Annotated in this window: 1 protein-coding gene; it reads right to left on the bottom strand. The window is 40.5% G+C overall.

What is annotated here, in order from left to right:
* Positions 1–63: 63 nt before the first annotated feature.
* Positions 64–9,603, bottom strand: coding sequence for a non-ribosomal peptide synthetase (locus tag BrL25_RS23135; RefSeq protein WP_018669923.1), 9,540 nt, complete (start codon positions 9,601–9,603; stop codon positions 64–66).
* Positions 9,604–9,779: the final 176 nt, after the last annotated feature.

Below are 9,779 nucleotides of genomic sequence, written 5' to 3' on the forward strand. Positions count from 1 at the left end.
CCTATACTCATTTGTGAATATCATGCCCGTAACATGTGCACATTCTTGTCTACACTAGTCTTTCTATCTTAAACGATCAGTAGAATGAGCAGAAACAGCATACGTTTCATCAATGATTTTCTGGACAATATGGCGTACTAATTTGGCATTCTCCTCAATCATTTCAGGGTCAAGCATCTCTTCATGAATTCCCTTTGCCTGATGTTCAGAATAGTTACTACGTGTAGCTTGTCTCCATGACAAGCAATTACCTTCTTCAGAATTTAACTTTGTAGAGTCTTTCGCAATTAATTCATGAATATTAGCTTGAACTGAACCTGTATTTACAAGCTGATCCCGATACTTAGCGTATGAGTAAATTTTATGCGTAAATGTCGGTGTTACAAAATGCTTATACTGTTCAGGCATGTCTTCTAGTAGAGCATCGACTTGTTTTACTGCTTCATCCTCCGAGAATTCTGATGCCCCATTTCTTTTTATAGAGTCAAGCATGATGATATCCGATACCATATAGCCTTTTAACTCCATTGCTTTTGCTACTTCAAATGCCAGATTTCCTCCCAGCGAATAACCTAGAAACACATATGGTTGTTTGTCCTGTACGTCAGTTACTATCTTTACATATTGTTCCATTAAATCCTCATCATTTGTATATTCATCGATGAAGTCAATACCGTATGTTACACAATGATTCTCAAGTAATTTCGCCAGCTCGATATAGGCCATGCCATGACCGATTGCGGGAGGGAAGCAGAACACATTTACGTGTCCATGCTCGTTTAATTTCATGATTGGGTTTCTGTTATTTTTTTCGAATATGGGCCTTAAAATCTCTGGAGCCATTCCTTCAATCGTAGGCTTTTCAAACACCACCCGAATTGGAATCTCCACTCGAATATTCATGTAGATCTTCCTGACTAATTCGAGTACGGTTAAAGAATGCCCGCCTAGCTCAAAGAAGTTATCTTTTCTACCTATTTTGGATACACCGAGTATTTCCTGCCATATCTCAACCAATTGAACTTCCATTGGTGTTTGCGGAGCTTCATACTCTACCCCTAGATGAAGCTTACCCTCTGGTGAAGGTAGTACTTTACGGTCGATTTTCCCATTTGAAGTCAAAGGGAATTGCTCAAGCTGTATAAAGTAGGATGGTATCATGTAAGTAGGTAAATCCTGTGATAGCGAACTTCTTAATTCGCTTACTGTAAGTTGCTGTTTTGCCACAAAATAAGCGCACAAATGCTTCTGACCGGTATGGTCCTCTCTTGCAGTCACCACAGCTTCATCAACAGAAGCTATTTTTAGAAGTAGCGCTTCGATTTCACCGAGCTCGATACGATAGCCTCGAATTTTTACCTGATGATCAATTCTTCCCAAGTATTCAATGGTACCGTCTGGTAACCATCTAGCCATATCTCCTGTTTTATACATCGTTTTTCCGGCCGTAAACGGGTTCATCACAAACTTCTCTGCTGTAAGCTCAGGACGATTTAAATATCCTCTCGCCAACCCCACTCCCGCTATACACAGCTCTCCCGCTACCCCAATCGGTTGGAGATTATTGGTTTCATTTTGGACAATGTAGAGCTGCGTATTAAAAATAGGCTTTCCTATTGGAACAATAGCGTGCTCTTGATCTGCATGGCAATCAAAATACGATACATCAACAGTAGCCTCCGTCGGGCCGTACAAATTAGTTAGTTTCGCTTGATTCACCGTTGCAACAATTTGATTAAACTTTGTTACTTGCGAAGGGGTTAAGGCCTCTCCACTTGCAAATACCTGTCGCAGGCAATGAAGCTTATTCCTTACATCTTTTCTTGGACATTGCTCGATGTACTCCAAAAAAGCATGCAACATCGCTGGAACAAAATGCATAGTAGTTATGCCTTGCTTAGCTATCGTCTCAACGATTTGCTCAGGGTTCTTTTCCCCCCCGACCGCTAATAGGCATACTTTGGAACCTACCATGGACCACCAAAACAGCTCCCAAACCGAAACATCAAACGTGATTGATGTTTTTTGCAAAATAATATCTGTTTCATCGATAGGGTATTGATTTTGCATCCACATGAGTCGATTAATAACAGAATGGTGCTCGACCATAACCCCTTTCGGCTTGCCTGTTGAACCAGATGTGTAGATGACATAGGCTACATCCCTCGAACTATTTACAGGTAAGAGATTAGTTTTGTCCTCGCTATACATTTGTTCATCTTGTAAATTAATTCGTTTCCCATCAAAAGGTATCCGATCACGTAAATGATTTTGTAGCACTAATAACTTCATATTGGCATCCTTTAGCATGTAGCTGATACGTTCCTCAGGAAACCCTGGGTCGATCGGCACATAAGCACCGCCAGCTTTCAAAATTGCGAAGATTCCAATCAGCATCTCCAAGGAACGTTCAGCCATGATACCAACTAAATGGCCAGCTTGTACCCCCTCATTTCGCAAGGTTCTCGCCAATTGATTAGAACGTTCATTGAGCTCTCGATATGTCAGTTGACTATTTTCATAAATGACAGCTACTTGATCTGGCGTACGTTCCACCTGATTCTCAAACATCTGATGGATTGTTCCCTCTTCGGCATAATCCGTTGTCGTATCATTAAATAACCCGAGAATTTGCTCTTTCTCTTGATTCGTTATGATTTGAAGAGATGACAGTGGTGCATGTGGATCATTCACAATGGCCTCAATTAGTTGGACAAAATGCAGTCCCATTCGCTCCACTGTTTCTTTCTTATAAAGGGAAGTAGCATATTCAATCAAGCATACGATTCTTTCGGATTCCTCCACCGCGTTCCAGGATAAATCAAACTTAGATACCGCATGGTTATTTTCGTACGGGGAAAGTTGCAATCCTTCGATACTCAATTCTTCTTGCTCTACGTTCTTTAGCTCGAACATTGTATCAAACAGTGGATTCCGGCTCAAATCTCTATTGACATCTAGCTTATCTACTAGTTCTTCAAACGGATAATTCTGATTTTCATACGCTCCTAATGCCGTATCTTTCACTTCTTGCACAAATTCATAGAAGGATTTCTCACCCACTGGATAGGTACGAATAGATAAAGTGTTGACAAACATACCGATAATTGGCTCTAAATCAGGATGAGATCTTCCAGCAATTGGCGTTCCAACAATCACATCTTCTTGACTTGTATATTTATGTAATAGTGTTGAATAAGCTGCTAGCAACACCATATACAAGGTGGAACCGGTTTGTGCTGCGATCTGCCTTAATCCATTTCTGCTTTTATGATCAATAATAAATTCTATCGTATCTCCCTCAAAGCTTTGCATGGCTGGACGGATATAATCGGTTGGCAAATCGAGTACAGGAATCTCCCCTTTGAAAACCTCAAGCCAATATGCTTCTTGTCGCTTCATTTCCTCACTCAGAACGCCTTCTCGTTGCCATACCGCATAATCTTTGTATTGAATACGAAGTGGAGATAACTCTTCTCCTTTATACAAGCTAATAAATTCTTGTATCAAAATCCCTAAGGAGACACCATCTGAAATAATATGATGCATGTCAAACATCATAATATGACGGTCCTTCGTTATTTCAATTAACCCAACTCGGAGTAATGGAGCCTGCTCAAGGTCGAACGTGCGAACAAAGTTTTGAATATGTCCCTTGACCTCTGCCACATTCGCTTTGGTATACTCTATGGAAAACTCCACATTCTGGTGTATTCGCTGCATCGGTTCACCGTTGACGAGTTCAAAATTAGTTCGCAATGTTTCATGACGCGAAATCAGCTTTCGGAAGACCATCTCTAATCGCTCTTTATCCAGTTCTCCTTCAATCTGAATCACATCCGGCATATTATAACTAATTTCTCCACCAGTGAGTTGACTCAAAATATACAACCGCTTCTGTGCAGAGGAAACTGGATAGTATTCTCTCTCATCAATAATTGGAATAGAAGTGAAAGCGATTTTTTCTCTTCCTTTTAATATCTCAGCCATTTGCTCAATAGTGGGATTTTGAAAAACATCTCGCAACGGAAAGTTTTGATTTAACTCTTTATAAATTTTAGCGACCAAATGGGTAGCACGCAGGGAATGTCCACCAATATCAAAGAAATTCTCCTTCACTCCGATTTTGGGAAGACCCAGAACCTCTTGCCAAATTTGCACAAGCTTCGATTCCATCCATGTACGGGCTGGAACATATTCTGCTCCCGAATGGATACTACTATCCTCTGGAGCAGGTAAAGCCTTACGATTAAGCTTCCCATTTGGTGTATGCGGCATTTTATCCAGCTGTATGAAGTAAGACGGTACCATGTAGTTTGGAAGTTGGTAAGCCAATTTAATTTTTAGCTCACTTATGGTCAACTGCTTTTCTACCACAATATAGGCGCATAAGTGTTGCACCCCAGCATGATCTTCCCGTGCGATGACCACCGCTTCTTGGATCTCTTCCATATTCCTTAGCTGTTCTTCTATTTCTCCAAGCTCAATACGATAGCCCCTCACCTTTACCTGATGATCGATTCGACCTAGATACTCAATCGTGCCATCAGGAAGCCATTTTGCCAAATCACCTGTTTTATACATCTTACTACCTGGTATAAACGGGTTTTCTACAAACTTGTCGGTCGTTAATTCTGGACGATTCCAGTAGCCCCTTGCCAATCCCTTACCAGCGATACATAGCTCACCAGCTACCCCAATAGGTTGAGGATGACCATCAGTACTCAATATATAGAATTGTGTATTCATCAATGGCTTCCCGATTGTAACGGGCTGTCCCACTGCCACCTCCCCAATCGATGACCATACGGTTGTTTCAGTCGGACCATACATATTGTATAGGCACGCCGATGTATGCTCATGTAAAGCATTGACTAAAGAGATGGGAAGTGCTTCTCCGCCAAGCATAATTTCACGTACATCCTGTAAACATTTGACTTGATCCGTACCATCTACAGATGACAAAAGCATCTGCATACGAGAAGGCGTCATTTGAATCATATCGATTTGTTGCTCAGAAATTACATTTCTCAAAGCTTGTGAATCCGTCTGTTGATTTTCGCTAGCAAGTACGACTCTTACCCCTTTACTTAACGAGAGGAGCGTTTCTAACACAAAGATATCAAACGAAATTGTAGTAACACAAAGAAGAGATTTCCCTTCAGCAAAGTCAATCCGCTTCGTGATGCCATGTATCAGGTTGACAACCGCCTGATGAGTAATCATGACCCCTTTAGGTTTACCAGTCGAGCCTGATGTGTAAATGACATAGGCTAAATCAGATGGGCTATTGCAGGGTTCAAGATTGGACGTATCCTTATGATAGGAAGCCTTCTCCTCCATAACGATGCATTTTCCATTAAATCCATCGAAAATGATTTGATCTTGTAAATGACTATGCACAACTACGAACGTAGCTCCCGCATCCTCTAGCATGTAGCGGATTCGATCTTCTGGATAACTTGGATCAATCGGTACGTAAGCCCCACCAGCCTTTAAGATGCCTAACAATCCAATTATCATATCAAGAGAACGCTCCACCAAAATACCGACTAGTTGATCTGACCTTATCCCTTCAGCTCGCAGGGTTCTTGCCAGTTGATTTGCTCGCTCGTTTACCTCACGATACGTCAGCTGTTCACCATCATAAACCACAGCTACTTGATCCGGTGTACGTTGGACCTGAGTCTCAAATAATTGGTGAATGGTTTGCTCCTCTACATCTTCCACTATCGTATTGTTAAACGTTTCGAGAATCAACGTCTTCTCTTGCATTGTCATCATCTCAATGGTGGACAGCTTAGCATGCGGATTACTCAAAAGCCCATCAATCAATTGTAAAAAGTGCTTCGCCATACGCTCGATTGTTTCTTTCTTGTATAGTGTTGTAGCATATTCGAAACTACACAGGATTGTATCTGCATCTTCCATTGCATGTAAGGTCAAATCAAACTTGGAAATCGTATGTTCACTTGCATATGGTGTGATACGCAGGCCTTCTAGTTCCTGCTCCTTACTTTCTAAATTTTGCAGTACAAACATCGTATCAAATAGTGGATTACGACTCATATCCCTGTTTACATCCAGCTTATCTACCAGTTCTTCGAATAAATAGTCTTGATTCTCATACGCCTTCAGAGAAGTTTCTTTAACTTCTTGTAAATATTCGTAAAATGTTTTTTCGCCCCTTGGATAGTTGCGTATCGCCAGTGTGTTTACAAACATACCAATCATGCTTTCTAGATCTGCATGAGGTCTTCCCGCTATCGGAGTTCCAACAATAATATCTTCTTGTCCACTATATTTGCCAAGTAGCGTCGTGTAGATAGTTAGTAACACCATATATAAGGTCGACCCTGTTTGGGATGCCAGCTGTTTTAATTCCTCACTTGTTTGTTTGTCGATTCTAAACTCCAGAAGATTTCCTTCAAAGCTTCTCACAGCTGGGCGGGTATAATCTGTAGGAAGTTGAATGACAGGCAGTTCACCGGAAAATGCTTGGAGCCAATAATTCTCTTGTTGCTGGTACCACTCACTTTTTATCTGTTGCTGTTGCCAAGAAGCATAATCTTTGTACTGAATCCGTTGCTTAGGCAATACCTCTCCCTCGTACAATCTAGCAAACTCCTGAATAAGAACGCTCATGGAGGTTCCATCAGAGATGATATGATGCATGTCAAACAATAAGATATGGCGTTCTTGGGCAAGTTCGACAAGTCCCACCCGTAACAACGGAGCACTTTGTAGATCAAACATTCTTGTAAAATCACGAATAATTCCTTCCGCTGCTTCTTCATTGGCAACCTGTACATACTCCATGGTGAAAGGAACTTCCTTATGTACACGTTGAATTGGTTCACCGTTTACAAGCTCAAAGCTAGTTCGCAATATTTCATGACGAGCAATTAATTGCTGAAAAGCTTTCTCTATACGTTCTCTGTCTATCACCCCATCCAAAATCAAAGCACTCGGCATATTATAGCTGATTTCCCCACCTGCTAACTGCCCCAGAATATAGAGTCGTTTTTGAGCGGATGAGACAGGATAATAAGGTTTTTCCTCCATAATCGGTATGATTGAATAAGCCGTTTGCTCCATATTCTCAATGATCTGAGCCATCTGTTCGATCGTTGGATGTTGAAACACGTCTCTTAGCTGTATATTCTTTTGTAGCTCTTTCTGAATCGTAGACACCAAGGCTGTTGCTCGTAAGGAATGGCCGCCTCTTTCAAAAAAGTTATCTTTTATTCCAACCTGAGTTAACCCTAAAATCCCTTTCCAGATATCCTCTAATTTTTCTTCCAACAAGGTACGGGGTGCTACATACTCTTCTATTGGTAAGCTCTCCTCAACAGCAGGGAGCATTTTTCGATCAATTTTCCCGTTCGGAGTAAGAGGCATCTGGTCAAGTGATATACAATAATCAGGTACCATATATTCGGGTAATTTCGCCGACAGATTTTTGAGTAGCTCTTTTGCCTCAATTGGCTCTTTTGCTACGTAATACGCTGCTAAATATTTATTTCCATCCTTTATTCCATCCACAACAATTGCTTCGTTGATCTCTGGGAATGTTAACAGGGCATTTTCAATTTCTCCCAGCTCAATACGGAATCCTCTGATTTTTACCTGTTTATCTATCCGGTCTAAAAAATCAATATTTGCATCTGGTAGCATCTTAACTAAATCGCCCGTGCGATACATTTGAGTACCTGGTACAAAAGGATTATCTACAAATTTTTCTCCAGTCAATTCTTCTCTGTTGAGATATCCCTTCGACAACCCCTCTCCTGCTATACACAATTCACCTGGAACTCCAATTGGCTTGAGGTTGTTGAACTGATCCACTATGTACACCAATGTATTGGCTAAGGGTTTCCCAATCGGTACTGTAGCAACGTCTTCCTCGATAGAAGAGTTAATGGGATAGAAGGTGGTGAAGACAGTACCCTCTGTAGGACCATACACATGTATGAGTCTTTCTGGTCCCAAATAATGAAATGCCTTTCTTATATGACTAACAGATGCACGTTCTCCTCCAAACAAAACTTTGCGGATGTTTTGAAAGCATGTTAGCTGATTATCTATCAGCGTATTAAAGAATGCGGTAGGTATATAGAAGACCGTTACATTCTGTTGCTCAATCACACTACTAAGTTTATGGAGGTCAAGCATATCTGTTTTTTTAATGAGGATGAGCTTTGCACCATGTAACAAAGCTCCGTAGATATCAAATACAGAGCCATCAAACACATAATTAGAAAGCTGTAGTAGTGTATCTTCTTCGCTAATCTCGATGTAATTTGTCTTCATTACCACTCTTGTAGCACTGAGGTGTCTGATTTGTGTACCTTTAGGTGTTCCAGTAGATCCAGAGGTATAAATTACATAAGCTACATCAGTAGCTTCTGCTACTGGCTCCAAGTTGGAACTATCTTCGCTGTATGCCTCTGAATCATCTAGTAAAATGCACGTTCCCTCGAAATCTGCTCGCTGTTGTAAATGACTTTGCAATACAAATACCTTTGCTCCTGAATCTTTTAGCATGTAGCGAATACGATCATTCGGATATTCTGGATCAATCGGTACATAGGCTCCCCCTGCTTTTAAAATCCCGAAAATTCCGATGATCATTTCTAAAGAGCGTTCAACCATAAGCCCTACTAATTGTCCTGTAGTGACCCCTTTGTTTCTTAGGGTTCTTGCTAATTGATTAGCCCTTTCATTTAGCTCTTTGTAGGTTAGTTGCTTATCATCTAAGACAATTGCCACCTGATCTGGTGTACGCTCTACCTGTTCCTCAAACAACTGTTGAATCGTTTTCTCTCTAGGATATGTGGTAGTCGTATTATTGAACGTAAGTAGAAGCTGTTCTTGTTCATCTTCTGATAAGAGATCAACTAGTTCTAATGAAAGGTCAAGATCAAATAACACAATGGATAAAATATGAGATAAGTGCCTTCCAACTTGGGTAATCAGTTCATGATCATAACGATTTACGTTATAAATCGTATTTAATTGAAGAGAGCCATTTTCCAAATCGAATTGAAAATGGATGTCAAAAGCAGCGTGCTCCTCGAAATCTAGTGGATGAATCTCTTTTAATGACACGATGGTATTAATAATAGGGACACGATTTGAATCGTAATGTACATTCAGGTTATCTATAAAATTCCAAAAGGGGAGACTCTGATGTTTCATCGCTTCACTGATGGATGATTTCATTTGGTTTAATAAAGATTTGAAAGTATTCTTGCTATGTACTTCATTTTTCAAAAATAATAGCTGATTCGAAAGCGGTTGGGCATCATTTGAAGTTCGAATTCCTGGTACGCCCACAATGATCGTTTCTTGGCTAGTATATTTGGACAACAAGGTTTCTATACCAGCTAACAAGACCATGAAGATGGCTAACTGCGATCCGCCTGCTATGGAACTAATTCTTTGGAAAATCTGAGGTGGTAATGTACTGTAAATGCTATGGTAGCTGTCAGTATTTCTACTAGTAGTGGACGTTCTGTTATACGGGAGAATTACGATATGATCATCGGTATCGAACTTGCTACTCCAAAAAGCCTTTTCTTTTTCAAATAGAGCTTTCAATTGCATCACTCCAACTTTTTATTCACATATGAACGTAAACAATCGCGAGGTGTCATACTACCACATCCACACCCCTTCTCGAATTCGCAAAAAATGAATGAGTGCAAAAAATGAAGGGTGAGCGTGTGCTATAGAACTCGCCTATAGCACACGCTCGTAAAAATATTCTTTTTTCC

Origin of the sequence: Brevibacillus laterosporus DSM 25 (assembly GCF_002706795.1) — a bacterium.
In the GTDB taxonomy this organism is placed as follows: Bacteria; Bacillota; Bacilli; order Brevibacillales; family Brevibacillaceae; genus Brevibacillus_B; species Brevibacillus_B laterosporus.